This window comes from Enhygromyxa salina (assembly GCF_002994635.1).
GTDB classification, from domain to species: Bacteria; Myxococcota_A; Polyangia; order Nannocystales; family Nannocystaceae; genus Plesiocystis; species Plesiocystis salina_B.
In genome coordinates this window covers 1-26655 of sequence record NZ_PVNL01000013.1, presented here as the reverse complement: position 1 = coordinate 26655, position 26655 = coordinate 1, and the positions used below count along the sequence as shown (strand labels likewise).

The window sequence follows — 26655 nt, the reverse complement described above, 5'->3', positions numbered from 1 at the left end:
TCGTGCCCGGCGCGAGGGTTGGGCCCGCGTCAGCGGCTCGAGAAGACCCAGTACGGGCTCGCGTTCGAGAACGCCGATGGCACCGCGCTCGCGCTCCGGTTCAAGATCGTCGTGTACCGGCTGGCGAGCGAGTCGGTGATCGCGGTCCAGGTCGGCCCCGGGTTCATGACGACCGGCTTGACCTCGCCCCACGCAGAGCCGGCCAGCGATCCGCCGCCGCCCGACATGGCGCCCGACATGGCACCGGTCCCGGAGCTGCGCAGCAGCCCCTGATACCAGGGTTGCTGACTGCTGATGTTGGTCAAGACCTGTTGCAGGTCCCGACCGACCACCCCGGCGATCGTCCCACTCGCCGCCCGCCCGGCCGCCTTGGCGAACGCGGACACGGACGACTCCGCGACCCGGGCGTTGGCGGCGTCGGCGAGCGGTCCGAGCATGCCGCCGACCAGCCCGGTGGCCAGCCCTTGCGCCGCCCCGATCCCGAGCGTCTTGAACATGCCGCCGGCCGTGATGTCGCCGCCCTGCGCGTGCTCATAGCAGATGCCGTTGAACCCGGCCGTCATGGCTGCGCTGCCAGCCAGCCCGCCCGCGACGGATCCGACCGTCGCCCCCGCGGCCGCCTCCACGCCCGCCTCGACGGCGACACCGGAGGCGACCTCCCCGGCCAGCACCGAAGAATCCACCGCCAACAGCAGCGCGTCGGAGGCCCCAGCCGTCACGAGGGTCAAGGCCACGCCCGCCACGGTCAGCGCGGCCAGGCCCAGGTACACCGCCCAGGTCGCCGACTCACCGGTGGGATCGACGGCGGTCAACGGCGCGTCGGCAGCGAACACGTAGGGGCTGAAGAATTGCCGACGCGGGTCGGGGCTCACGAACCGACGCAAGACCGGGTCGTAGATCCGCGCGCGGAAGTTGTAGAGCTGGACCTCGCCGTCCCACTCCTGGCCCTGGTAGCGGTAGGGGATCCGCTCGGGCGAGCCGGTGGTGCCGGACAGCTCACCGAACGGGCGGTAGCTCGAGGCCCCGACCAGGCTGGTGTCGTCGACCACGGCCCAGATCGAGCCGGTCGTGTCGGTCAGCGGAAAGTATGCCCGATCCGACACGCGAGCCAGCAACCCAGTCGGGCCTTGCACGTCGATCGCCCATTGATCGCCGACCAGGGTCGCGATCGGCACCAGCCCGGCGCCGCTGAAGTAGATCCGCTGCTCGCCCGCGCCCGCGATGATCTGCTTGAGCACCCGCTGCTGTGAGCTGCCGTAGCCGAGCCGAATGTGGTTGTCGCCGCTCGCGATCGCGGTGGTCATCGCGGTGCTGCGCTCGTAGGACAGGCGCCGGCCCAGGCCCGCGCGCAGCTGTCCGCGGGCGTTGTAGTCGAGCACTTGCGGATCGCCGTCGGCGATCGTGACGGTGCGCGGGCGGTTGCTGCCGGGCGCGCACTCGAAGGTCGAGGTCTGGCCGGCCTCGATCGCCGTCCACAGGTTGCCGTTGCCGTCGTAGCGTGGGTAGCTGACCGCCGAGCTGCCCTCGGCGGCGGTCAGGCGGCGCAGGTCGTCGTAGCTGAACCGATCGGCGTAGCTCGACGACTCCTGAAATTCGGACTCGACGGTGCGTGACCGCATCTGCCCGTCGGCCTCGTACTCCATGCTGAGCGTCAGGCATTGCTGGCCGCTGGTCGTGCGGGTCTGCGAGCCCAGCACCCAGCCGGTCGAGGCGTAGTCGAAGCTGCGCTGCCACGCGCCGCCGCCGTAGCGCTGGGTGCAGACCTGTCCGTCGGGATCGTAGTCGAAGCCGCCGAGATCCTCGGCGCCGGGGTTGGTGCCGATCGCGATGACCTGACCCTGATCGTCGCGCGCGTAGCAGATCGCGCGGATCGGTGCGCCGTCGGGCAGGTCGACCCGCACGACCTCGCCGAGCGTGTTGGAGGCGTAGCCGATCGTGGCCGCGGCCGTGACCGCGCCCGCGAGCGTCTGCGCGACCGACTCGACGTTGCCGCCCTCGTCATAGGCGAAGGTCTCGACCACGCTGCACTCGCCGGCGTCCGGGGCCTGATCCGGCGCCCGGTTCGAGGACGTGGCCCGCCACTTCATGCCAATCAGGCTCGGCTCGCCGCCGTCGCCGTCGTACGCGGTCGTGGTCGTTGGCCGACCGTCGCTCGGGTAGCTCGGCTGATCAGCGAGCTGGGCGAGCTCGTCTGGATCCCAGCTGCCCTCGACCGTGCCCTGCTCCACGACCCGGCTGAGCGCGTCGTACTTGGAGTAGATGAACCATGCCTCGCCGTCGTCGAGGGCCGGCTGCACGAACCGGAGGTTGCCGGCCGAGTCGAACACGAACCGGGTCTCGCCCGTGTCGGCGTCGGACATCGCGACGGTCTGCTGCAGCGGGTTGGTGATCGACGTGGAGGTGTAGCCGTTGTCGCCGGACTGCGGCCCGGGGATCAGCGCGTTGGGCAGCCGAACCTCGAGGGTCGTCGTCGCGCCAGAGCTCGGATCGTCGTAGCTGCGCAGGCCCTCGGCCTGGCTGATCAGCTCACCGCTCGCGCTCTGCCAGCTGCCCGCGACGGCCTGGCCGAACCGATCGGTGTCGCGGATCCCACGGCCCTTGATCGCGCTGGTCACCCGCGTCTGGTTGAATTGTCCGGCCGCCAGATCGGGTCCGGGGTTGGGTCCAAACTCGAACATCAAGGTGCGCCGCCGCGCGGGCTCGAGCTCGAGGTTGATCGCGTCGGGCTGACCGGGCTGGCCGAGCTCGATCCGCTGTGACCGCGGCGAGGCCTCGTAGCGGGTGCCCCAGTACGGGTAGCCCGCGTCGTCGGCGTGGTAGTCGGCGACGTCGCCGGTCATCCGCCAGCTCGACGCGGTCGCGGCCACGAACGCGGGCAGGTCGACGAAGCTTCGCCGAAAGCCCATGACCGGCACGCTCGCGCCCGCGCCGAAGCTTCCGGGCGCGCACTTGGTGGTCGCCAGCTGGCGGCCGAGCGGGTCGTAGACGAGCTCGCGCACGTACGAGTCGGCGCCGTGCAGCTGATGGAGCTGGCGCTGGCGCGAGGCGCCGTCGAGGTAGGTCGAGCCAAGCCGGACCTGCTCGACCACCGTCAGGTTGCGCAGCGTGATCTCGGCGGCGGTGATCGCCAGCGAGCCGGCGGCCGGAGCCGTCTTCTCGGCGAACAGCAGCTGGCCGTCGGCGAAGAACAGCACCACGCCGTCGCCGATCACCAGCAGCCAGCGCTGGGCCAGGTTGGGTGGGGTCGCCAGGGCGGTCCAGCTCGCGCCAGCCTGCGCGCCGAGATAGCCCGAGCCCGTCCAGGCGATCCGGATGTCGCCGACGGTCACGCTGGGCGTCGCGTCGGTGTGCTCGATCTCGAAGTACAGCGCCCAGCTGTCGGCGCCCGGCTCGGCCTGCCAGACGATCGAGCCCGGGCTCGCGCTGCGGTGCTCGAGCGCGCCGTCGATCGCCACCCACGCGTTGGGATCGGAGGGGGCCCAGCGGGTTGCCCAGCCGCCGCCGTCGCGGAACTGCTCGAGCACGCCACCCGCGGCGGCGTCGAGGATCAGCTGGGCGTTGGGCGAGGTCGGATCAAAGCGATCGCCAACGTTGCCGAGCCGCGACGCGAACTCGAGGGTGAGCTCGCGGACCCGACCCGCCACGCCCACGCTGACCGTGGGCTGCTGGTTGCGGTCGTAGGCCGTGCGGCTGGTGCGGCCGCTGGCGTCCATGCTCGCGAGCACCTGCAGCGAGTCCGGATCGAAGGTCTGCACGGTCGCGCCGCTCGGCAGCGGCACGATCAGGATCGAGTCGACGTGGACATCCAAGTCGGCGACGTTGCGGACCTCGACCGCCAGCGAGCGCTGCGAGCCAACCGGGATCGGCACCGCCAAGGTCGCGTAGGTCCAGGCCCGCGCGGTGTCGGTCCAGGCCTGCGAGACCGCGGGCTGCTCGACGCCGTCGACGGTCACGCAGGCCCGAACACCTCCGCCGCCGCCGAACCCCGACGCGGTTCGGTACCGGTAGCCGATCACGTAGGTCGGGGTATCGCCCGGCGAGACCGCGACGGAGATCGAGGCACCACCGGGCAGTCGCGCCGACTGGGTCCCCGCGAACGCGAGCTGCGGATCGAGCTCGACCTGGTCGAGGGTCCAGCCGCGGCTGTCCTCGTAGGGTTGAAAGCCCAGGTACGCGCAGCCCAAGGTTGTCGCGTTGATGACCGTCGCCACCGCGAGCCGCTCGTCGACACCCAACAAGGTCGCCGTCGCGACGCCGCGTCCGTCGGTCACCTCGCGCTCGAGCCCGTAGCGACCCCGAGCGTCAACGCGGGAGACCAACTGCCAGCCAGCCGGCGTGGTCCCAGGCTGGTAGTCGGCGAACGGGAACGCGGGGTCGTCGCTGGACAGCAGGCCGAACTGCGCCTCGGGTGCGGGCGCCACTACCCGTGGATCGATCGCGGTCGCCCAGCTCGAGAAGCTGGTCGCGGTCGAGGACAGCACGGTCGTCCGCGCCCCAACCACGCGGACATCGGTGACCAACGCGACATCCGCGAGCGCGTGGATGGCCACCAGCGCGCTGTCGAACTCGACGCCGTAGCGAGTCGTCCGTTGAAAGGTCTCGAGCTCGCCCGAGGCGTTGGTCTGCGCGCGGCGCTGGACCGTCGGCTTCCCGGTGTACGGCAGCCGCAGGTCGGGCGTGACAAACTCGGTGTCGGTCGTGGTCGTGACCCCGTCGCGCAGCTGCTGTTGACGGGACTGGGTCACCCAGCCACCGCGCAGCTGGATCGGGGGCGCGTCGGGATCGGTCGGGCTCGAGGCGACCTGCTGGACCACCGCCCAGCTGGTGCTCGTGGCCTCGACCGGCTCGGCTTGGTCCTGCGCGTAGGTCGTCGTCGAGATCAGCATCCCGTCGAGCATGTCGAAGTCGTCCACGCCCGGCTGCGCGCGCACGATCCCGTTGTGGTAGCGACTCACGACCTTGCCCTGGGTCGCCTCGCCCGAGCTGCGCGCGCCCGGGTAGACCGTCGTTTGATAGAACTTGACGATGTCGCCGCTGGGGTCGCAGCCAGCGGTGTCGAGCTCGGGCTCGAACGCGGTCGGCACCGGACCCGAGAGGCCGTCGTCGAGCTCGGCGAAGGTGACGGTGTAGTGGGTGATCGGCCCCTCGATCGCCTCGCCCGCGTAGCGGTGCAGCAGCACGGTCTGGGCGACGTCGAACCGGCTATCGGCGGCCGGGAAGGTGACGAAGGTGGACGGCCCCTGCGGCGAGATCCCCGGTCCGGGGCGCCCGCCCTCGCTGGGGACGTAGATGCGCTCGTCGTCCAACCGGGTCGGCGCTGGCGCGAGCGCGCCATTGTGGAGCACGACCGCCTGGGCCGACGACTGGTCGGGCGCGCCGACCGAGTAGGCCAGGAAGCCTGGCCCCTCGTTGACCAGCGACTCGGACACGAACGCCTGGCCAGCGAGCTCGCGCAGGTCGGCGAGTGGGGATCCGGCGAAGACGTCGGTCCAGTCCGTCGCGGTCCCGCGGCAATACACGAACGGTCCGATCACCGCCCAGTCGCCGCCCGCGACAGATGGGTAGTTGGCGCGGTCGCTCGGCAGCGTCGCGCCGATGTTCGTCGGACCGACCCAGGGATTCTCGCGGGTCGGATCGTAGGCGACGACCGAAGCCGTGGGCGCGCCAGCGCCGTCGAGCGGATCGATCACCTGAATCGCGTGGTCAGTTCCATAGGCGTAGCGCTGGGCCGTGCGCGCTGGAGGGTTCTCGCCGAGGTTCAGCGCGGTGTTGACCGACCAGCCGCCGCCAGCGCGACGAATCAGGTTGCCGTTGGCCCCGATCATCGTGTCGGACACGATCTGTGGCACCCACGAGAGCGGCTGGCCGCGATCGCCGAACCCATCGGTGAACGGCCCAAACGCGCTGGTCCCGATCGCATATTGATCGTCCCACTCGACGATCGTCAACGCGTAGGTGTTCTGCTGCGAATTGCCCGACTGCAGGTTGGCGATGACCAGCAGGGCGGCCCCCGGCACCAGGACCACATTGTCGACGTCGCTGTGGTTTAGACCCGCGAGGCTCGTGGTCGCCACGCAACTCCAGGCCTGCTCCCCATCGAGCGCCTGCAGCGTCAGCGCACCGGTCGCGTCGAGCACCGCGTAATACTCAGCACCTGCGGTCACCCACGCGTAGGACGAGGTCGTCGTCGTCTCTCGGGTCCAGCACTGACGGGTCCACCGCCAGGTCAGCCGATCGTAGCTACCCCGCATGTGGTCGACGTCCATCTGCGCGACCACGAAGAAGCTCGCCCCGCCCGCGAAGCTGGCCTGGCCGACGTAGCTCAGGGTCGGCACATCGCAGGCCGTGGTCACCTCGCCGATCGTCGCTGGTTGCCACTGCCCCGGCCGCGCCGTGTCGCGCTGCAGCACATAGACGGCGCGCCCACCCTGGGACCGCGCAAAGGTCAACGCCACGAAGTCGTCAGCGGCGAGGACCTCGAGCGTCTCGATGTCCAGGCCCTTGGTGTCGATCACCGGACTGTCGGGATCCAGCTGCCAGCTCAGCCACGAGCCAACCCAGGTGAAGATCTGCAGGCTCAGCTTGGCCGAGTCGGGCTGATAGTAGGTCACCACCGAATAGTCGGTCCCAAAGAACACCCGCGGTGAGGCGCCCGCGGCTAGCTGGCTCGGGCGCTCGATCGTCGCCGTGCGGTCGCACAGGTCGAGCGCGTGACGGGTGTACTGATAGCGGGTGATGCTGCCCTGCGGCGAGGTCACGGCCAGCAGCGCCCCCGGCTGACCGTGCGGGTTGTCGGGCGCGAGATCATACTCGAAGCGCATGCTCGGCAGCGCCACGCCGTCTGCGTTGCGCTGGACGATCGAGGTCAACAGCCGCTTGTAGGTGTCGCCGCGCAGGCTCCCCGTGTTGCCCGTGACATTGGCGACGGCATAGTTGAACTCGAAGCTGAACATCACCGCGGCGGTCGAACTGCTCACGGTGATCTCGCGCAGATAGTAGGTCTCGTAGCGATCCTGGTAGGGCCCGGGCGCGCTGCTCGGCTCTGCGCGGTGGGGATCGGCGTACTCGCGCGGCGACTCGGGCGCGGCCGACCACAGCTTCTCGGCGTAGTTGAAGCGGACGACCCGACCGAGCGCGTCGACGATCTCGCTCAAGTAGATGGCCTTGGTGTACGGCCGCCCACCCTCGCCGACCTGTTGCTCGACGACCGGGACCACGCCATTGGGGTCGCGCGGCCAGTCATTGTAGCGACAGCGGATCGCGCCGCCGAACCGGTCGGACGCCTCGGTCAGGTACCACGCGGTAGCGACCTGAACTTGGTCGTCCGTCTCGATCCCGGAGCTGATTGCGATCGGTCGGCCGCTCGCGTTGGTCGACCACACCGACCACACGATGCTGTTGGCGACCGCGGCCGCGCACTGTCCATGGTCGGGCGCGCGGCCGCCAAACGAGCGGCGGATCCCGCTGGCGCCGACCACCAGCCAGCGCTCATAAGCGGGATAGTAGACGATCTTGGAGAACTGATAATTCTGGAGCTGGTAGAGCTCGCCGCCGTCGCGGATCTCGAGCTGGCTACCGACTAGCTGCAGATCCAGCAGCTGCATATTGGCGTCGTCACGCACGCTCCAGGGCCCGGAACCAACCACCGTCGCGGCGCTGGAGAGTCGATGGCCATGGCTGGCGAGCGCCTCGCAGACAACCTCGGGGACAGTCTGCCCGTCGACCAGCTGCGTGGCCACGGTCCCATCGACGCTCAGCAACAGTGGCACGATCGGCTGGCGAACCAGCTGATTGGGCACGCCGCTCTGATAGAGCGCGTACTGCCGGGTGGTCGCGACTGGCGACTGGCCTGGCGTCGCCGCGATGTAGGTGACCGGCAAGCTCCAGCCGAGCCCGAGCGGCCCGGTCGGGGCGTCGGCGTTCCAGGTCCCCGCCGCACGGGCGACGTTGCTCTGATACTGAAGGGCGACCGACACCTGCAACGGGTCGTCCTGTGAGCGGCCCGCGAGCGTGAACAGGGTCTGGGTGAGGTTGACGTCGCCACGAAACAAATTGACGGCGTTCGCCGGATTACCGTCGGCGCTGCTGTCCATCTGAAACGTGCGAATCGCGGGGGCCTGGGTCGAGGGGCTGGTCGAGGGGCTGGTCATGACGGTGAATCCGAGTGCGTGTACGAGACAAATTGAAGTGAGACGAAGGCGCGAACGCGGACCCGGGCGGGGCACGCCCGGGACCGCTCGCGCGGCGCTCAGGCGGGGATCCCGAGTACGATCAGCGAGACCCGCGAGTCCGAGTTTTGCTGTGAATTATGCGAGTCGTCGCTCATGAAGGCCTGAGCTGAATCGAGCACGACCGTGTCTCCGCCGACCGTCCAGTTGGGCGCGCCGCCGCCGACATGCTTGATGTCGTGATCGTGGCCGCTGCCGTAGCTGACCGTCAGGCTCTGCAACATCACGGCTGCGGCCGAGAGCGAGGTTCCGGGGAACTTCACCGAGACCGGCGACGCGGCCTGTTGATTGGGCAGCGCCTGGGCGAGCAGCCCGGTCTGGCTCTTGTCCACGTAGATCAGCCCGCCGTCGATCGTGGGATTCTGGGCCCAGTTATTGCTGTGATCGTTCATGTTGGCTTGACTGGTGATGTAGCCGGTCGAGCCGTCGGTCGCGACTCCGGCGGTGGTCTGAATGGTCTGTACGTGGTGCTTGCTGCCCGAGTAGCGGAGCGAGAAGCCCGACAAGAACGCACTCGAGACGCTCGGCGTGCTGCTGCACAGGGTGATCGGCGAGCTGCGCCCGCCATTTGGGATCCCCAGGCCGCTGCCGAAGGTGTAGTTGCGGTTGTCGTCGTTGAGGATCGCCACGCACGACAGCGTGACCGACGAATTCTTGTATCCCATCTTGTGGTCGCCGCCCTGCAGCTGCGCGGCGATCGAGGTCGTCACCTGAGAACCAGCCGAGTTGGAGGTCAAATTCAGCGTGATGGTGTCAATGCGCTGATCGGTGTTGTCGAAGCTGAACTTCCAGTACGAGATGCCGACCACGTAATGGAGCACGTTCGTGCCTTTGCCGAAGTCGAACACGATCTCTTTGTTGGGGAGGGTGCTGAGGGTCTGAATTGCGACTGTCATTGGATCTGCCTTGTCTTGATGAGTGAGCGAAGGAATGCCCAGGGCCCGCCGCCGAAGCGGCGACCCGGGGAACTACGAAATGTAGATAGCCCGGCGCGTTGAGTCGCGCCGAAGAACTAACCGGTTATTGCTGGCGCAGGACCGCGCTCTTGTAGTTGGTCAGCGCGAAGAACAGCTCGAGCGTGCACTGCCAGTCGCGATCGGTCGGCCCGGCGAGGGGCACAGGCGTGGCGGTCGTCCGGAGCAGCGAGGTCTCGCTCTGGACCAACCCGACATTGGTACCGGGAGCAGCGTCGGCGTCGGCGTAGAACACCGCGCAGACATGCGCCGAGCCGTCGGCGGTCTGGTCGGTGACGTAGATCGTGTGGGCGCCGCGGCTGAGGGTGATGACCGCGCTGGGGTCGCTGACGCAGTCGAACACTCGGTAGGCGGTCAGCGGCGCGTTCACGTCGTAGGAGTACAGCCACTGGCTGCCGGTCCAGATCAGCGCGCAGGTCGGCTCGGTGGTCGTCTCGCTGATCTTGATCTTGGGGTCTCCGGAGATCAGCCGACCGGCCGTGAACTCGAGCTCCGTGCCGAGCGGCGTGAACCGCAGCGCGGTCGCCTGTGCGGGCGCGGTTGGGTCGATCTTGGCGCCGTAGGTGATCTCCTGCGCGCCGCCGCGGTCGACCATGGTTGCGAACACCTGGGGCTGCGACGTGCCGGTATGCCCTGAGCTCTGCTTGGCCGTGAAGTAGAAGGTGGTCTCGCTCGAGGTCGCGGGGAGCGACCACGCATCGAGCTCGTAATAATCGCTGTTCGTACTCGAGCCGTTCCACTGCCCGCCGAGCGGACCCTGATCGTGCCATTGCAGATAGAAGGGAGTGGAGATGTAGTATGTATTCGACATGATCAGTGTTTCGGTGTCTCGTTGCTGCAAGCTGTCAGTTGTGATCGGCGAGCCAGGCCGCGATCGTGGCGACCGACTCGGGCTGCCCGAGCCCGTCAAACCGCCGCTGCGCCGCGACTGCGAGGGTCAAGGCGCGCTCGCGCTCGCCGAGCTCGAGCAGCGCGCGGGCGAGGCTGAATTCGACGTCCGCGTGCTCGATCGGCTCGCCCGGGTTGGCCTCGTGCAGCGCCAACGCCCGCTCGAGGTCGACGCGAGCACCCGCGGGATCGCCGAGCGCGAGCCGGGACTGCGCCCGGCCTTTGTAGGGGATCGCCAGATCCGAGTGGTCGGCCGGCCACGCCGTGGTCAGGATCTCTAGCGCCTCGGCGTAGGCCGCGAGCGCGCCCTGGTGATCGCCGACGGCCGCCAGCGACTCGCCAAGATTGGCTCGCAGCAGCCCGACGTCGGGGTGCTCGGCGCCGACGATAGCCAGCCGATGGTCGAGCGCGCGCTCGTACGCGGCGATCGACCCGGAGAAGTTCGCGCGATAGAAGCGGACGACGCCGAGCGCCTCCCAGGCGTCGGCGAGCACGGCCGCATCGGTGACGGTGGTCGTGACCCGAGTAAACCCAGCCTCGGCCTGCTGGAGCTCGCCGCGGAGCAGCGCGAGCTTGGCATCGGCGAGCTCGAGCCGACCGAGGTTGGCGGAATCGGGACCGACGCGAGGCTCGTACAGCTCGCGGGCGCGGGCGAACTGATCGGCGGCCGCGTCGAACTGGCCGCGGCCGAGCTCGAGTCGGCCGAGGTCGAGCGCGATGTCGGCGAGCACCAACGAGCCCGGCCGCCAGGTCTCGAGCGACGTCTGGGCCGCCGTGAACGCCTGCTCGGCCGCCTCATGGCGCTCGAGCGAGAGCAGCAGCTGGGCGCGCCGTCGCTGGGCCCGACCGAGCAAGCCCGTCGCCTCGAGGGTCGACGCCGCCGCGATGATCCTGGCGTAAGCAGCCAGCGCCGCCTCGTGATCGCCCGCGTCGACGAGCCAGGCCGCGCGCGCGAGGTCGAGCTCGAGCGTGCGCAGATCGTCGGGCCGGCCGAGTCGGGTCACGGCGGTCTCGGCCTCGTCGAGCACGACGGCCTGGACCTCCGGTCGTCCCCACTGACCGACCACCTGGGTTGCGAGCGTGGTCCGCAGCGAGGCCGAGAGCTCGTCGAGTCCGGCGACCTCGGCCTCGCGGATCGCCTGACGCAGCAGCGGCACCGCCTCGTCGACGGCCTGGCGCCACAGCGCCTGCTCGGCGGCGAGCGCCCGCAGCTCGACCTGCAGCGGGACGTAGTCGGGCGCCGAGCTGCGCAGGGCCTCGGCGATCGCGTCGGCTCGCTCGGGCTGTCCGTTGGCCCCGAGCGCCCGCGCGCGGCTGAGCTGGGTGTAGGCAGCGAGCACCGCCTCGCGTCGCTCGGGCTGTGAGGGCAGCGGGTGGGCGATCTGGCCGAGCTGCGGGTCCTCGCACTCGCGCCGATCAGGCAGCCGATCGAGCAGCTCGAACGCCCGGTCGACGCCGGCCCCGTCGGGCTCGATCAGCACGTCGACGATCGCCGTGACCTCGCGCCGCTGTCGCTCGAGGCACCCGCTGCGCCGATCGAGCATGGCCTCGGACTGATCACCCACGACGCGGGTCGCCTCGCAGACCGAGCGCCGGCTCGCCAACCACTGCGCGCGCCAGCGATCGAGCGCGCCCTCGACCAGCGGCAGGGCCCGCTCGGCCGACGGCAGCGATCGGGCAGCAAACGCGGCAGCGAGCGCGTCGCGGCGCGGGTCGTCCCAGGTGCCCGCGAGCGCGCTCGTGGTGAACACGCACAGGGTTGGCTCCGCGCTCAGGCTTCCGGCCGTGACGGCGGCGCTGGCGATGACCGCGACCACGCCCGCCGCCCACCCGAGCCGCCGCCGCCGACGGCCGGGGTCCAGCGCACGATCGAGCTCGGCGAGCAGCGTCGGCATGTCGGGCCAGCGCGCGCTCGGGTCGACGGACAGCCCACGCAGGATCGCCGCCCGCAGCCGGGCCGGGACCCGCGAGCCGTCGCGGATCGGCTCGATCGCCCCGCTCGCGACCCGCTCGCGGAGCGCCGCCAGGTTGTCGCCGACGAACGGTCGGTGGCCGAACAGGCCCTCGAACGCGACCACACAAAACGCGAATTGATCGGTCAGGGCGTCGCAGGTGTGCGCGTGGAACTGCTCCGGCGCCATGTAGCCCGGCGTGCCCATGATCGCGCCGGATCGCGTCAGCGATCGCATGTCGTCGAGCTGCTCGGCGCTCGCGGGGTCGTCAGGCGCGTCGGGTTGACCGCCCGCCTCGCGAACCAGGCCAAAGTCGAGCACCCGCACGCGCCCGTCGGCGCCGACGATCACGTTGTCCGGCTTGAAGTCGCGGTGGACCAGCTCGGCCGCATGCGCCGCGGCGAGTCCGGCCCCCGCCTGGCGCAGGACCGTTGCGATCGCGCGCCAGTCGTGACCCGAGTCGTGGCCCGCGTCGGGAGTGGTGCTGCCAGCCAGCCACGCCCGCAACGTCTCGCCGACCACGAATTCCATCGCCACGAACACCGCGCCCTGGTGCTCGCCGAGCTCGTAGATCTGCACGACGTTGGGATGAGACAGCCGCGCCAGCGCCTGGCCCTCGCGCTCGAGCCGAAGTCCGGCGACCCGATCCTGATAGCGCCGACGCAGCAGCTTGATCGCGACCTTGCGATCGAGCTGCTCGTCGTAGCCCGCAAACACCACGCCCATGCCGCCCTCGCCGAGCTTGCGCAGGATCGGATAGCGACCGATCCGCACCGCCTCGTCCGGCGCGACTGCGGTGGCGCGATTGGGGACCGAGGCCAGGCCCGGAAACAAGTTGGCGCGAACGGCCGCGGCCAGCCGCGCTTCGTGGTCAGTCCGCCGGACTCGCTCGCTGCGTTCACCCTCGTCGCCTGGGTCTTCGGTCAGCGGCTCATGTTCGACCGTCTCCATCGTCGAGCGCGTCGCCACGGCGCGGGCCCTCGGGGAGGGGCGCGGCGCCACGACGCGGCTCGAGCATAGCGCGGACCAGGCAAACATTCGCCGGCCCATCGTGCAACCGACATGCCAGCCACGTGAGCCCTCCACAGCCGCGGTGGCGCCGAATGGGAGCCGGTCACCGCTGATTCGCGCACACAGTCAATTGTGCGCGCACAAGCTCAACCGAGCCCGTGCTTCTTGAGCAGGCGGAGCAGCTGATAGCGGTTGCGCAGCCCGAGCAAGCGCCAGGCACGGTCCTGGACGCCGTCGGCGTGGGCGAGCGCGAGCTCGATCTGCGCGCGGGTCAGCGAGCGCGGATCGACCTCCGAGCCGGCCGCCAGGTCGGTGGCCGCGGGCGCCTGAACCTGGCTGTGGTCGGCGACCACGCTGTGCATCATCGCGGTCCACAGCGCGCCCTCGAGCTCGCGGACGTTGGTCGGATACGCGCGGCCGAGCAGCTCGCGGACCAGGCCCGCGTCGACGCGCGGATGCCCGCTCGGATCGCCGGTCTCGAAGAAGCGGCGGGCGAGCAGCGGATCCTCGCCGGCCATCCGCCGGATCAGGTGCGGGATCAGCAGCGCGATGTCCTCGCGCCGGGCGGCGAGCGGCGGCACGCTGACCCGCAGGCGCAGGCGCGCGGCGAGGTCGTGCTTGAGCTCGGCGACCGGGCGATTGGTCGCCGCGAGCAGCCGGAGCTTGGCCTGGCGGGTCTGCGCCTCGCCGAGCCGCTGGTACTCGCCGGAGTCGAGCAGCCGCAGGAGGTGGGCCTGCAGCTGGTGCGAGAGCTCGCCGATCTCGTCGAGCAACAGCGAGCTGCGATCGGCGGCGCCGACCAGGCCGGGCCGCTCGGGGGTTCCGGGGTTGGGGTAGTCGCGGAGGTTGCCGAACAGCTCCGCGTCGATCAGCGACTCGGGCAGCGTCGCCGCGTTGCGGGCGACCAACGGCCGCGCGCCCCGGCTCGACAGCGAGTGGATCGCCTGGGCGACGAGCTCCTTGCCGACCCCGCTCGGACCCTGGATCAGCACGTGAACGTCGCGCTGGGCCATGAACCAGATCTGCCCGCGCAGCGCCCAGGCTGGCGGGCTCTCGCCGAGCAACCCAAACGCGTCGGGCCGCCCGAACTCCGGGCACAGCGAGTCGGGGAGCTCGAGCGCAGGCAGCTCGATCGGTCGCCGGGCGGCCAACAGCAGCAGCTGCCCCCGCAGCTCGACCACCGCGCCCTCGCGGATCCGGCGGGAGACCTTGACCTCGCCGCCGTCGACCAACAGGGTTCGTCGACCGATGTTGCGAAGCTCCAGGGTCTCGCGGTCGATGCTGCGGATCCGCAGCTGCTCCTGCGACACCCGCGGAAGCTCGAGCGGCCCCGCGATCTGATTGTGGCCGCCGCGCTGACGGACCAGCGCCAGGCGATCCGGGCCCTGGTCTCCACGTCCAAACCGCCAGCCGTCGGCGGGCTCGGCCTCGGGGTCGGGCACCAGCACCTCGCCGACCCGCTCGGGCGCCTCGCGGCACCAGACCACGACCAGCGCCAGGATCTCCTCGGTGCGTCGCCGGGCGTCGGCGTCCACGAAGTTCGAGTTGGTCGTCAGGGTCTGCACGGCTGCCCGTCGAGCATCGCACGGAGCGTGCGCGGTGAGGACGGATCACTCAGCGTGGAACCGGGGTCTGAGCGAGTTCTCGACCGTGGCGGCAGCCAGAACGCCGCGACGGGGTTTCAGGGGTGAGCCATCGCCCCGCCGACAGGTTGGGCGCACAGGCCGTCCAAACAAGCATATAGTCTACCCAAGGCACCAGCGATGCTCCGCATTCACATCTTCGACGGGTCAGAGCGCTACTTTCTGGTCCGCGGCGGCACCAAGCTGGGCAGCGCGGCGGAGCAGGTCGAGCCCGGCCGCGCGCGGGCGTTGCTCGAAGCTGCGCTGCGCCGCCGGGATCCCGACCTGATCCGGCAGCTGTCCGCGATCCTCAACCTGCGCGACAACGAGGCCGAGGACGTGGCCGCGAAGGCGCTCGGTCGGATCGGCGGGATCGCGGCGAGCGGCGGCGACCTGGTGATGATGCGCGCGCAGCAGGCCGAGGTCCATCGGGTCGTCCGCCCCAGGCAGCCCGAGGTCGAGGCCCCACAGCGCGAGGAGGCCGAGGAGGCGCCCGAGGACGAGGCGCCGCCGCTGGCCAAGACGACGATCCGCGTCAGCCTGTTCTTCGACGGCACGGGCAACAACCGCGCGAACACCCGCGACCGCCTGCGCAACAACGCGACCTATCGAGCGAACGAGGGCGAGGGCAGCTTCGAGAACGACTTCACCAACGTGTCGCGGCTCGAGACCCTGTGCACGGGCGACTCGACCTTCGATCACTCGTACTCGATCTATGTCGAGGGCATCGGCACCCAGAATCACCAGGGTGACTCGCTCTACGGCATGGGGACAGGCCTGGGCGACACCGGGGTCCCGGCCAAGGTCAGGGCCGGCGTCAACGAGCTGCTGCGGGGCATTCGTGAGCTCGGCATCGCGGGCGGGGAGATCATCGAGCGCATCCACCTCGACGCGTTCGGGTTCAGCCGCGGGGCCGCGGCGGCCCGCAATTTCGTCCACTTCGTCCTGACCGAGAACCCGCTCAAGCCCAGGATCGAGGCCCTCGGTCACCCCGTCGAGCTGCTCGAGGTCAACTTCATCGGGCTGTTCGACACGGTCGCGTCGTACGGGGTCAAGCACAGCAACGACACCGCGGATCTCAGCCTCGACGCGATCCGCTCGGCCAAGAAGGTCGTGCAGCTGGCCGCCGCCGAAGAGCACCGCAAGAACTTCCGGCTCACCAACATCGCCAGCGCGATCGGGGCCGGGGTCGGGGTCGAGATCTACCTGCCGGGCGTCCACTCCGACGTCGGCGGCGGATATACAGACAACGCCGAGGAGGTCGGCCTGCAGATCCTCGACTTCGACCAGTTCTCGAACGAGGCGCTGAGGCGCCGGTTCGAGCGCGAGCGCGCGTGGTTGATCGACTCGGGCTGGTACCTGCCGGCCGAGATCGCCGACGTCAATTTCTGGAACGAGCTCAGGGTCACCCGACGAGGGATCCGCAACACCTACAACCGGATCCCCCTCAAGCACATGGCCGACTTTGCGATGCAGACCGGGCTGACCTTCGATCCTCCCGCGGTTCACCACCCGATCCCCGCGGCGCTGGCGGGCGTGAGCGGCACGATCGACGCCCACGTCGCGGCCCACCTCGCCGGGACCACCTCGACCGCGCAGCACTGGATCGGCATGCGGGGCGCGGCGTTTCGCCGGCTGCGTCACGATTACCTGCACTTCTCCGCGTCCTACGGCAGCGTCAACCAGCCGCAGTTCAGCGCGGGCGGGCCGATGACCGGTCAGCGTCAGCGGATCGTACAAGCCGGTTGAGAGCCGACATGACGACACCACAATTGCAGACCTTCGAGTGGCTGCCGACCGAGTGCGCGGACGAGCGCTACCCCATGCAGCTGATCTCGGGTCAGCTGACCTGCAGCGGGGCCGAGAGCGTGCGGGTCCCGGCCGGCAAGATCGTCAACAACGGCTGGGGCGAGATCGGCTCGCGCCACCTCGTGGGTGAGCCGCTCAAGCCCGTGCCCGAGCAGCTCAGCGTGGCGTGGTTCTCGTACACCGAAGACCAATTTTTTTCGGGCACCGTCGCGCTGCCCCACGCCGAGCTCACGCAGCTGTTTCGGGCCGGCTTCAAGGAGCCGGTCACGGGCGAGCCTGTCGGCTGGGACAAGATCATCGTGGGCATGGGGCTCGGTGGTTGGTGCAGCGTGTGGCTGGCGGGCAGCGGGCGCGTGCGTGAGGTCGTCCGCGCTCAGCTCGAGCCGGCCGAGCTCGAGTGGTCGAAGGTCCTCGATAACCCGGACATCTCGAGGTCCAGCTTCATCGGCGCCAAGCTGCGGTCGCGCCTGACCGACGTCGAGCTGAAGTCCCACGCCGAGCGCGGCCCGCCCGTGTCGACCTGGACCAAGTACGTCGGCCGCTACCGCTGGCGGATCCTCGTCGAGGGCGTGCAGGTGCCCCTGCACATGGCACTGCGCAGCTTCAACGGCGAGCGTGAGGTGTATGACTTCGCCCGGGAGCCGCCGCCCGATGAGCTCCACACCGTGCCCAAGCAGCTGCAGATCACCTGGCTGACCCGCGGCGACAAGCGGCTTTTGACCAGGATCGGCCTCAACGAGCACGAGGTGTTCGCCGCGTTCGACAAGGCCTGCGTGGCTGCCCCCGATGCGCCGGAAGCCGCGGCCGCAGCGATCCTGCGGATCGAGCTGGGCCCGCGCGGGCGGGTCTCGATCTCGGTCGAGAGCGACGCGGGCAAGATCCCGCTCACGCGGTCGATCGTCGAGCTGCGGAGCCTCGCTGGTTGACCCGCGCTAGCGATTGAGCAGCTTGTCGAGGTTTTGCCGCTCCCACAGCACGGCCTCGGCGTACTGATCGAACTTGGCCTCGGCCTGGCGAAACGCGCGGGTGTGGTACACGCGGCGGCCGTCGACGATCGGCATGTCGTGAACCTCGTGGAGCATCTCGTGGTAGACGACCCAGGCCAGATAGTGGCGGGGCACGTCGGCGGCGTCCAACACCGGGTGCACGCGGATCAGCTCGTCTTCGACGGTGTAGCTGCCGAGCTTGATCGACGCGCGTCCGCGCTTGCGGTTGGTGCGGGGACCCCAGGTGATCCTGGCTTTGATCGCGCCGCCAAAATAGTCGGCGTTGAGCGTGTCGAAGATGGTCTGGAGGTTGTGGTAGCGCCCCTCCACGTCGACGGTGAACGGCCGCGGTCCGCCGCGCTGGCGGATCACGTCTTCGTTGGCGTCAATGAAGTTGCGCAGCTGCTCCGAGGCCTCGGGGTCTTGCTGCTCGGCGTAGGCGACGACGGCCCGCAGCAGCAGCGGCGGCGCGTCGACGAACATGTGGTGCAGCCGGAAGGTGTAGACCCCGTGGCCGCGCTTGACCGACATCATGGTGCGCAGGTTGTCGGTGATCACCACCCGGGCGCGGCCGCTGCTGAGATACGCGCCCAGCCGATCTTGGAGCTCCGCGCGCAGGGCCTCTTGGTGGTCGGCGGGCAGCTGCGGGTAGGGATCGTCGGCGAGCTCGAGCTCGAGGCCCGCCTCGACTTCGCTGGTGAGCTCGTGGGCCAGCTCCCCATGGACCAGTTCATGGTCGGCCCACGCCTGTTCATCTGACTCCGACTGAAGAGACGCGGAGGGTGCCTGACGTTTGACGGCGCTCGATCGTGACATCGTTTCAGCGCTGTACAGACAGGTGAGGGGGGTGATGGGGGTGTTGCGGACCGAGGGGGGCGCCTGGAGGGGCGCAGCGGTGGTCCGCGAGACCAGTTTCAGGGTCGGCGAGGTGGGTACCAAGTGAGTCTCCGACGCGGCTCGGCGCTGGTTGGCGACGCCGAGCCTGGGTGGCGCGATCAGTATGAGAGCGCGCTAGCGCGCGATCGAATTTCGCGGTTCCCGAGCGTGGGACGGAGATGATCATCTCGAATTTGCGTTCAGCGGGTGGGTCTGGCTGGGGACCTTTGGGCCGAGTTTGCCCGATCCAGACCACCCCACTATATCTGAACCAGACAAGGTGCGGTTGACGAACCACGAGGAGACACGCGTGCGAGTGACAGTGTTGGTGTTTGCCGGGCTGCGGCAGCGAATTGGGGCGGCGCAGGTCGAGATCGAGCTGTCCGAGCCGGCCACGGTCGGGCAGCTGCGAGATCGGATCCGCGCCACCCATCCACAAGTTGGGGCCGGCGTGGCGCACTGCCGCGTCGCTGTGGATCACGAGTTTGTCGGCGACGACGAGCCGATCCTCGCCGGTCAGGAGGTCGCGCTGATTCCGCCTGTGAGCGGGGGCGCGCCGATCGATCAGGTCGGTCAGCGCGCGCGCTTGCGTGATACGGCGCTGTCGCTCGCCGAGGTGATCGCCGCCGTCGAGCACCGCGGTGCGGGCGGCGTCGCCACCTTCACCGGAAACGTGCGCGAGCACAGTCGCGGCAAGGTCGTTCAGTGGCTCGAGTACGAGGCTTATCCAGCGATGGCCGTGGCCAAGATGGATGAGATCGCGGTGGCCGTCGAAGCCGAGATCCCGGGCTCCCGCGTGGCCCTGCAGCATCGCGTGGGGCGGCTCGAGATCGGCGAGACCGCGGTGGTGATCGCCGCCAGCGCGCCACATCGTGACGAGGCGTTTCGAGCCTGCCGCGAGGTGATCGAGCGACTCAAGCAGGACGTGCCGATCTGGAAGAAGGAGATCGACAGCGCGGGCGGAGAGTGGATCGGGCAGGGGCCCTGAGCTCGACCGCGGCTCAGATCCGGCGCACGCCGATCTCGTCGAGCAAGTACTCGACGACCGCCTTTTGCATGGCGATCCGGCGCCGCTCCTCGAACGCCATCCAGGTCTCCACGCAGATCCCCACGCACCCGATCGCATCGACGATGACCTCCGTCGACGAGGTCGCGACCGGGAAGTACTGCGGGTCCCATCGCTCGTCTGGCAGCTGGAACCGCTGATTGAGCCGCGCGATCGTGCGGGCAATGATCGGCGGCATCGGCTCGACCCCATAGACCAGGGTCTGGCCAAAGGTTGGGTGATCGGCGGCCTTGTCGTAGCGCTTGTGCGACTCGTGCAGGGTGGCCATGAGCGCGGGCCGCTCGTCCTCGACCAGGTCCATGAACGTTCGCGCCAGCCGCAGCTCCCAGGCGTCGGCCGCCGCGTCGCCGGGGAAGCAGCGGTTGAGGTCCAGGCCACCGGTGGCCGCCCGCTGGCGCTCCCGGTACGCGCGCGGGTTCATGATCGGACAGATCAACAGCCGCCCGTGAGTCGGCCGCAGCTCGGCCTCGAGCAGCTCTTGCAAGGCGTGCACGCCCGCGACCTCGTCACCGTGGATCCCCGCCTGGATCAGCGCGCTGGGCCCGGGCTGGTCGGCCTCGAACACATACAGCGGGATGGTGGGCGCGAGAAAGTGGATGCCGGGCGCGAGAGCCATGCGGCGGAGCATAGCTCAGGGGATCACGCCGACGGGCAGGTGCGCGGCCGCGGCCAGGCTCGAGCCGACGCTCGAGATCCAGAACCGCTCGACCGTGCTCAGCCGCCGCGAGCCGCACAGCAGCATGCACGCGTCCAGCTCTCGGGCCGCGCTCACCAACCTGGGCACCGTCTGGCCCTGAGCGAGCAGCGTGTAGGCCGTGAGTCCAGCCTGGTCGCGCCACTCGACGATCTTGCTCTGGGCCTCGTCGCGCTGCCGGGCGTGCAGATCATCCCAGCTGCCCTCGGGGAGGTACTGCAGGCCGATCGGATCGCCGCTGTCGATCACGTGGACCAACCGCGCGCTGCGACCCAGCCGCCTGGCCAGGCGCTCGCCGTAGCGGGCGACCGCGACGCCGCGCTCGTCGAGCTCGACCGCGCACACGATCGGTCCTGGCCCAATGTGGTTCAGCTCGAGGTCCGGCGGAACGATGAAGGTGGGCGCCGGGAGCCGCCGCAGCAGATTCCGCGCGACCTTGCCCAGCCGGATCAGCCCGCCGTGCTCCCCGGCGCCGCGACGCCCGAGGATGATCCCGTCGGTGATCCACAGCCCGGCCGCGTTGGTCAGGACATCGACCACGCCGCCGTCGACGGTCGGGATCGACTCGACCACGTTGACGCTCGAGAACGCCTCGCTGGCGTCGCGGACGGCCACGGCCACGCGCGCGGCCCGGAGCGCCTCACCGACGACCTCGGCGCGCGACTTGCCGCCGGGCAGCTTGAACATCCGGGCCTCGACCACGTGGAGGCCGTCGATCCGCAGCTGCGCTGGCTGCTGGTCGTGCGCGCGCAGCCACTGGGCAAAGTTGATGGCGCCGTGGCTGTGGGGTCGCAGGTCGAGGCCGACCACCCAGCGCATGGCTTGTCGTTGTTCAGGTTGTTCAGGTTGTTCAGGCATCTCGGGTCGTTCAGGCATCGCGGCGCTCACTGGGGCTTGGGACCGCGCAACACCAACACCGGACACGGCGCGAGCCGAACCACGCGCTCGGCGGTCGAGCCGATCAGCCAGCGGTCGAACCCCTTGCGCGCGTGGGAGGAGATCACGATGAGCTCGATCTGCTCGAAGTCGGCGTAGCTGACGATCTCTTCGGCCGGGTTCGAGGCCACGCGCACGTGCGGCTCGAACTCCGGTGCGCCCGCGTCGACCAGGGCCTCGCGCAGCGCGGTGAAGCCCTGGGCGATCGCCCGCTCCTCGTCGAACGGCCCGCGCAGGAGTCGGCCGGGCGCGGTCATGGGCGGCGGCGTGATCACGTGGATCACGGAGACCGTGCCGCCGTTCGGCAGGCCCGCGTCGGCCACGAAGGTGCGGGCGACGGCCAGGGCCTTGCGGGACGCGTCGGAGAAGTCGAAGGGGACCAGGACCTTGCGCTTTTGCAGGGTCCACGAGGCGACGGGATCGAGGCTGCTGGGTTCGTTCACGAGTAATCCGGGGGGACGACGGCGACGGGGCAGGGGGCGCTGGCGCTCAGCTCGCTGCCGACGGAGGTCACGAACAGGCGCTCGAGCGCGTTGAGCTTGCGCGAGCCCGTGACGAGCATCAGCGCGTCCTCGGCCTTGGCGAGCCGGCCGAGCTCCTCGGTGACGATGCCCTCGGTCACGACCCCTCGCAGCCCGGTGATCCCGTGCTGGCTCGCCCAGCGCTCGAGCGTGCGCTCGCCGCCTGCGCGCAGATCAGCGCGAACCTGCTTGACCGACTCGGCCGGGAGATACCCGATGCTCCAGCCGTACGGCATGGGCACCACGTGGGCCAAGATCAGCTCGCGGCCGAGCAGCTCGGCCATGCGCAGCGCGAACCGAGCGGCGCCGACCGAGTCTTCGTGGGTGTCGGCGGCCAGCACGATCGGCCCCTTGCCGATGTTCTGCGCGCGGGTGTCGGGCGGGACGACGATCGTGGGAGCCGGCAGCCTGCGAAGCAGGCGCCGCGCGACACCGCCCAGACGCAACAGGCGATCTTTGCCGCGCGGGGCCAGCCGGCCGATGATCAACCCGTCGGAGTCGAGCGCCGCGCTGGCGAGCACGTCCTCCGGGCTGCCGACCTCGATCATGCGGACATCCTCGAGCGGGCTGCTGCTGCCGACGCGCTCGAGCGTGCGGGCCAGCGCGTCCTCGGCCAGCGCGACCGCTTGTTCGTGTTTCTCGGCGCTGGCCAACAGCCGATGCTGGTCCGGCTCGATCACGTGGATCGGCACCAGGGTGAGGTCGGCTTGATCGCGTAGCCAGCGAGCGAAAACGAGAGGGCCTTCCGCGCCTTCGCGGAGGTCCAGGCCAAGGGTCCAGGTCGTGCTCGAGGTCATGGGGGCTTTCGGGGTCAATGGTACTGAACCTCGTCCGCGGTGTCGGCGAAACCCGCGACTCCCCGCAATAAATTCGCAATTCCCGAAAGATGTGCGCTCTAGCCATTCATGTGCATAATTTGCGCGAACGGAGCGTTCTCTTCTCTCGGTTTTCGGGGCAGGGATAACAGGATGGTCGACAAGAAAAATGTGCCTGCCCGAATTCTCGTCGTCGACGACGAGAGCGCTGCACGATCCGCGCTGACCGAGCTCTTGCGCGAAGAGGGATACGAGGTGCAGTCCGCTGGGGACGCCTTCAAGGCGCTCGGGCGGATCGAGGGATGGACGCCAGAGATCGTGATCACCGATCTCAAGATGCCCGGCATGGACGGCATCCAGCTCATGGACAAGGTGCGCGAGCGGATCCCCGACGTCTCGGTCGTCGTCATGACCGCGTTCGGCACGGTCGAGAGCGCGGTCGAAGCGATCCAGCAGGGCGCCGACGACTACCTGACCAAGCCGCTCCACCTCGGGCAGCTGCTGGTGGTGGTCGAGCGGGTGTTGCAGCACCGTGCGCTGCGCCTGGAGGCGGAGCGGCTGCGCAGCGAGCTCGCGCGCCGCGACGGGCTCGACGAGGAGTGCGACTACGACAACCTGATCGGCCGCTCGCGGGCGTTCCGCGACATGATGAACCTCGTCGAGCAGGTCGCGGGCTCCGACGCGTCGGTGCTGCTGATCGGCGAGAACGGGACCGGCAAGGAGAGCGTGGCCGTGACCCTTCACGAGCTCAGCAAGCGCGGCAAGGGCCCGTTCGTGCCGGTTCACTGCGCGGCGATGAGCGAGGAGACCCTCGACCGCGAATTGTTTGGCTACGAGGCAGGCGCGTTCGCGGGGGCCGTCGAGCGGCGCGAGGGTCGGTTCGTGCAGGCCGCGGGCGGCACCTTGTTCCTGGACGAGGTCGCGGACTTACCCATGCCGACCCAGGCCAAGATCTTGCGCGCGCTGCAAGAGGGCTCGATCGAGCGGATGGGCGGAACCGAGAGCGTGCCGATCGACGTGCGGGTGCTCGCCGCCAGCGATCGCGAGGTCCACGACGAAGTCCAGGCTGGGGCGTTCCGCGAGGATCTGTTCTACCGGCTCAACGTGATCTGCGTGCGCGTCCCGACCCTGCGCGAGCGTCGGGACGACATCCCGCTGCTGGCCATGCACTTCCTCAAGCGGCACACCCGGACCAGCGGCAAGGCCGTCACGGGCTTCGCCGAGCGGGCGCTGGGGGTGCTGCTCAACTTCGACTGGCCGGGCAACATCACCCAGCTCGAGAACTGCATCGAGCGCGCGGTCGTGCTCGCGCGCGGTGAAGAGGTCGAGCCGCGCGAGCTGCCGCGCGAGCTGATGAACTCGGGGCGGTCGAGCAACGGGCTGCCGACCGTGCCAGGGGCGAGCCTGCGCGAGCTCGAGCGGTTTGCGATCTTGCAGACGCTCGAGCACGTCGGCGGGTCGACCTCGAAGGCCGCTCGGATCCTCGGTATCTCGCCGCGCAAGATTCAGTATCGGCTCAACGAGTACCGCGAAGAGGACAACGCGACGCCGCGGGTGGTCGCTAAATAGCCAACGCGACGCGCGGGTGTCCGAGTTCTGCACAACGGGTGGCTGAGATTTTGCGCAGCGGCTTCTGGTAGCGTTCGAGAGCCAGCCCGACAGCTGGGCACGACCTCTCGAACTAGGACCGCCCCGTGAAGAAGAAACCACTGCTCATCCAAGGACTCCACCACAACGCCTATCGGTGCCGCAACGCGGAGCAGACGCGCGCGTTCTACGAGGACTTCCTCGGGCTCCCGCTGGCCTGCTCGCTGCGCCGCGAAGTCACGGAGACCGGCGAAGAGACCCCGCTCCTGCACATCTTCTTCGAGATGCGCGATGGCTCGTACCTCGCGTTCTTCGACGTCCCGGATCTCGAGTTCGACTTCAAGGATCAGGAACCGTCCGATCTGCACATCGCCCTCGAGGTCGACGAGCGCACGCTGAAGATGATGTACGACAAGGGCATCGCCGAAGGGATCGGCGTCCACGGGCCGGCCCAGCTCGAGTATCTGAAGTCGATCTACTTCCGGGATCCGAACGGCTACATCATCGAGCTCACGATCAAGACCGAGGGCTACGAGGACGGCATGGATCCGAGCAAGAACCGGGCCCGGGAGATCCTCGACCAGTGGGAGGCCGACAAGGCGGCTGGCTGATCGCTGGCTGGCGCTGGGCCGCTGGGTTCCTGGGCATGGCGCGCCACCTGACCGGGCGTGGTCGGCGCGTGACTGGCGCAAACGCCGGGCCAGCGGGCCGTCGGCGCGCCACCGGACCGTCGACCGCCAGCGGACACCGCCGCGCCCGCCTCCCTCCACCAATCGTGACCGCGAGCGCGGGAGCAGGTGCCCACGCGGCGCATTGGTAGTAGGGTTGGCTGGCCCATGATCGGAACACGACGCGCCATCGCCCTGCTGATCTTGTCGTTTTTCGTCATCCAGTTCGGGATGACGGCGTGGCTCGGCCCCGACGAGCTCTACCCGCTCTACCTCGGACTGGCGCTGTGCTACGGCCTGGCCTTCTTCGGGGTCGCCGCCGAGTGGTTCTGGGCGCGGTGGTTTGCGATGGGGGTTGGCAACTTCGGCTGCCTGTTCTTGTTGTTGCTGCTCAAGATCGGCCCCGAGCCGATCTTCGTGTTCTTCGGGGTGACCCACCTGCTGGTCGTGCTGTGCCTGATGGGCGAGGGCATGGCCGCCAAGTACGAGTACTCCGAGCGGGCCAGCGAGCGCTGGAACCTGCAGGAAGACTCGATGGCGCTGATGCGGCGGGCCGTGAAGTCGGCCGGCAGCACGCTCCCGCTGCTGATCATCTACGGGCTCGCGCCGCGCGGTGAGTGGCTGCAGCTGAGCCTGCTCGCGGCTGGCCTGGTCGGCTTCGTCGCGCTGATCCGCGGCAAGACCTGGGGTCCGATGCTGCTCGGCGCGACCGGGGCCGCGTGCCTGCTCGACGGGCTTGGCGTGTTTGGCCCGCCCACGATCGGGTTCTTCGTGCTCGGCCCGGACACGCTGCCTGCGCTGTACGGCAAGGCGGGTGTGTTCGCAGGTGCGACCATGCTGGTGATGCTGCCGTTCGTGGCGCCCATGGTCCGCTACCTGAGGGCCCCGCAGTTGCCGATGCGCAACAGCTAGCGCAGGCGCGAAACTGGCACAGCAAACCCAAAGGGCGGCGCAGATGCGTCGCTCTTTGTGTTTGGGGGCATTGGCCCAAGTGTTGTGATTTCGCGACAGCGTGGGTGAATGGGTATGCGCAATCCTGTCGGCCGTGTGTGGGTCGCTGCGCAGCGATCCACCGCACATCTTTGGAGATTCGGCTCGATCTAGCTTCAATGCAGATGGTGAGCGCGCCGACCAACCGCTTGCGACGAATGCTGCAGCCGAGCTTGCTGCGGGCGCCCATGCGTCCGGGCGCGCTGCTGATGCAGAGCGCCGAGGCGATGCTCGAGCTGGCCGGGGCCTTCAACGTGGTCCGGCTGGGTGAGCGTGGGCTCAACCACAAGCTCGAGCGCAAGGGCATCCGCTCGCAGAGCGTGCGGCTCGGCGACGCGAACGTGCGCTACTTCGAGGGCGGCGAGGGTCCGCCGGTCGTGTTGCTGCATGGGTTCGGGGCCTCGGCGGTGTGGCAGTGGCACGAGCAGATCGCTCCGCTCGCGCGCAACCACCGGGTGATCGTCCCCGACCTGCTGTGGTTTGGCGGCTCGTGGTCCAAGCGGCGCGACTTCAGCGTCGACTACCAGCTCGAGGTCGTGACGGCGCTGCTCGATCAGCTGGGGATCGCGGAGGCCAGCTTCGTGGGTATCTCGTACGGGGGGATCATCGCGCACGAGCTCGCGGCGCTGCACCCCGAGCGCGTGCAGAAGTTGGTGATCCTCGACAGCCCGGGGCGCTCGTACACCGCCCAGGATCACGCGCAGATGCTCGAGCGCTTCGCGGTGACAGACGTCGGGGCGCTGCTGGTCCCTCGCACGCCCGAGGACGTTCAGACGCTGCTGGAGGTCGGGTACCACAAGCCGCCCAAGACGCCGCGGTGGGTGCATGGGCAGGTGCTGCGGGCGATGTATGGGGAGTTTCGTGAGGAGAAGGTCGAGCTGCTGTCTAGCTTGCTGAGGGAGCTTGGGGAGCTTGGTGGGCGGCCTGGGAAGGTGCGGCAGGAGACCTTGCTGATCTGGGGGGAGCATGACTGCGTGTTTCCGCTGGAGATTGGGCGGCGGCTGCAGGCGGACTTGGGGGGGCGGGCTCGGC

At 69.3% G+C, this 26655-nt stretch carries 17 protein-coding genes; 7 read left to right on the top strand and 10 right to left on the bottom strand.

The window, feature by feature from the left end:
- Nucleotides 1-29: 29 nt before the first annotated feature.
- The 5 genes from ENSA7_RS02325 to ENSA7_RS02305 form a co-directional block, all read right to left on the bottom strand.
- Complete coding sequence (locus tag ENSA7_RS02325; RefSeq protein WP_106087549.1) at nucleotides 30-8150, bottom strand: RHS repeat-associated core domain-containing protein; 8121 nt, start codon at nucleotides 8148-8150, stop codon at nucleotides 30-32.
- Nucleotides 8151-8248: 98 nt separating this feature from the next.
- Nucleotides 8249-9124 (bottom strand): hypothetical protein, encoded by an 876-nt coding sequence (locus ENSA7_RS02320; protein WP_106087548.1) that lies wholly within the window; start codon nucleotides 9122-9124, stop codon nucleotides 8249-8251.
- A 124-nt stretch (nucleotides 9125-9248) separates the two neighbouring features.
- The gene (locus ENSA7_RS02315; protein ID WP_146157239.1) at nucleotides 9249-10013 is read right to left on the bottom strand and encodes a hypothetical protein; all 765 of its coding nucleotides are present in this window, start codon (nucleotides 10011-10013) and stop codon (nucleotides 9249-9251) included.
- A 34-nt stretch (nucleotides 10014-10047) separates the two neighbouring features.
- Nucleotides 10048-13011, bottom strand: a complete 2964-nt coding sequence (locus ENSA7_RS02310) for a serine/threonine-protein kinase (protein ID WP_181232977.1) — start codon at nucleotides 13009-13011, stop codon at nucleotides 10048-10050.
- Nucleotides 13012-13199: 188 nt separating this feature from the next.
- Nucleotides 13200-14618, bottom strand: coding sequence for a sigma-54-dependent transcriptional regulator (locus tag ENSA7_RS02305; RefSeq protein ID WP_106087545.1), 1419 nt, complete (start codon nucleotides 14616-14618; stop codon nucleotides 13200-13202).
- Nucleotides 14619-14816: 198 nt separating this feature from the next.
- Here ENSA7_RS02305 and ENSA7_RS02300 point away from each other — a divergent pair, with 198 nt between their 5' ends.
- Together ENSA7_RS02300 and ENSA7_RS02295 are read left to right on the top strand one after the other, a co-directional pair.
- Nucleotides 14817-16424: a phospholipase effector Tle1 domain-containing protein gene (locus tag ENSA7_RS02300; protein ID WP_106087544.1), complete on the top strand. Its 1608-nt coding sequence runs from the start codon at nucleotides 14817-14819 to the stop codon at nucleotides 16422-16424.
- An 8-nt stretch (nucleotides 16425-16432) separates the two neighbouring features.
- Complete coding sequence (locus ENSA7_RS02295) at nucleotides 16433-17410, top strand: DUF2931 family protein (protein ID WP_106087543.1); 978 nt, start codon at nucleotides 16433-16435, stop codon at nucleotides 17408-17410.
- 6 nt (nucleotides 17411-17416) lie between these two features.
- On the opposite strand, the gene ENSA7_RS02290 is transcribed toward ENSA7_RS02295, so the two are convergent.
- Entirely contained in the window at nucleotides 17417-18286 is an 870-nt protein-coding gene (locus ENSA7_RS02290; RefSeq protein ID WP_106087542.1) for a SprT-like domain-containing protein, read from the bottom strand.
- Nucleotides 18287-18656: 370 nt separating this feature from the next.
- Between ENSA7_RS02290 and ENSA7_RS02285 the strand changes: the two genes are divergently transcribed.
- A complete protein-coding gene (locus tag ENSA7_RS02285; protein WP_106087660.1) occupies nucleotides 18657-19334 on the top strand; it encodes a molybdenum cofactor biosynthesis protein in 678 nt (225 codons plus the stop codon).
- A 13-nt stretch (nucleotides 19335-19347) separates the two neighbouring features.
- On the opposite strand, the gene ENSA7_RS02280 is transcribed toward ENSA7_RS02285, so the two are convergent.
- From ENSA7_RS02280 to ENSA7_RS02265, 4 genes are read right to left on the bottom strand one after another with little or no spacing between them, the layout of a single operon-like run.
- Complete coding sequence (locus ENSA7_RS02280; protein ID WP_181232975.1) at nucleotides 19348-20028, bottom strand: M14 family metallopeptidase; 681 nt, start codon at nucleotides 20026-20028, stop codon at nucleotides 19348-19350.
- Between the two features lie 15 nt (nucleotides 20029-20043).
- The gene (locus ENSA7_RS02275) at nucleotides 20044-20982 is read right to left on the bottom strand and encodes a universal stress protein (protein WP_146157238.1); all 939 of its coding nucleotides are present in this window, start codon (nucleotides 20980-20982) and stop codon (nucleotides 20044-20046) included.
- An 8-nt stretch (nucleotides 20983-20990) separates the two neighbouring features.
- Nucleotides 20991-21485, bottom strand: coding sequence for a universal stress protein (locus ENSA7_RS02270; RefSeq protein ID WP_181232973.1), 495 nt, complete (start codon nucleotides 21483-21485; stop codon nucleotides 20991-20993).
- Nucleotides 21482-22360 (bottom strand): universal stress protein, encoded by an 879-nt coding sequence (locus ENSA7_RS02265; RefSeq protein ID WP_106087538.1) that lies wholly within the window; start codon nucleotides 22358-22360, stop codon nucleotides 21482-21484. The genes ENSA7_RS02270 and ENSA7_RS02265 overlap by 4 nt, the downstream gene beginning before the upstream one ends.
- Before the next feature lie 171 nt (nucleotides 22361-22531).
- Here ENSA7_RS02265 and ENSA7_RS02260 point away from each other — a divergent pair, with 171 nt between their 5' ends.
- The 4 genes from ENSA7_RS02260 to ENSA7_RS02245 form a co-directional block, all read left to right on the top strand.
- The gene (locus tag ENSA7_RS02260; RefSeq protein WP_106087537.1) at nucleotides 22532-23947 is read left to right on the top strand and encodes a sigma-54-dependent transcriptional regulator; all 1416 of its coding nucleotides are present in this window, start codon (nucleotides 22532-22534) and stop codon (nucleotides 23945-23947) included.
- A gap of 125 nt (nucleotides 23948-24072) precedes the next feature.
- The gene (locus ENSA7_RS02255; RefSeq protein ID WP_219907896.1) at nucleotides 24073-24576 is read left to right on the top strand and encodes a VOC family protein; all 504 of its coding nucleotides are present in this window, start codon (nucleotides 24073-24075) and stop codon (nucleotides 24574-24576) included.
- Between the two features lie 225 nt (nucleotides 24577-24801).
- Complete coding sequence (locus ENSA7_RS02250) at nucleotides 24802-25545, top strand: hypothetical protein (RefSeq protein WP_106087536.1); 744 nt, start codon at nucleotides 24802-24804, stop codon at nucleotides 25543-25545.
- A gap of 206 nt (nucleotides 25546-25751) precedes the next feature.
- On the top strand, nucleotides 25752-26655 hold a 904-nt coding region (locus ENSA7_RS02245; RefSeq protein WP_181232971.1), incomplete at its 3' end, for an alpha/beta fold hydrolase.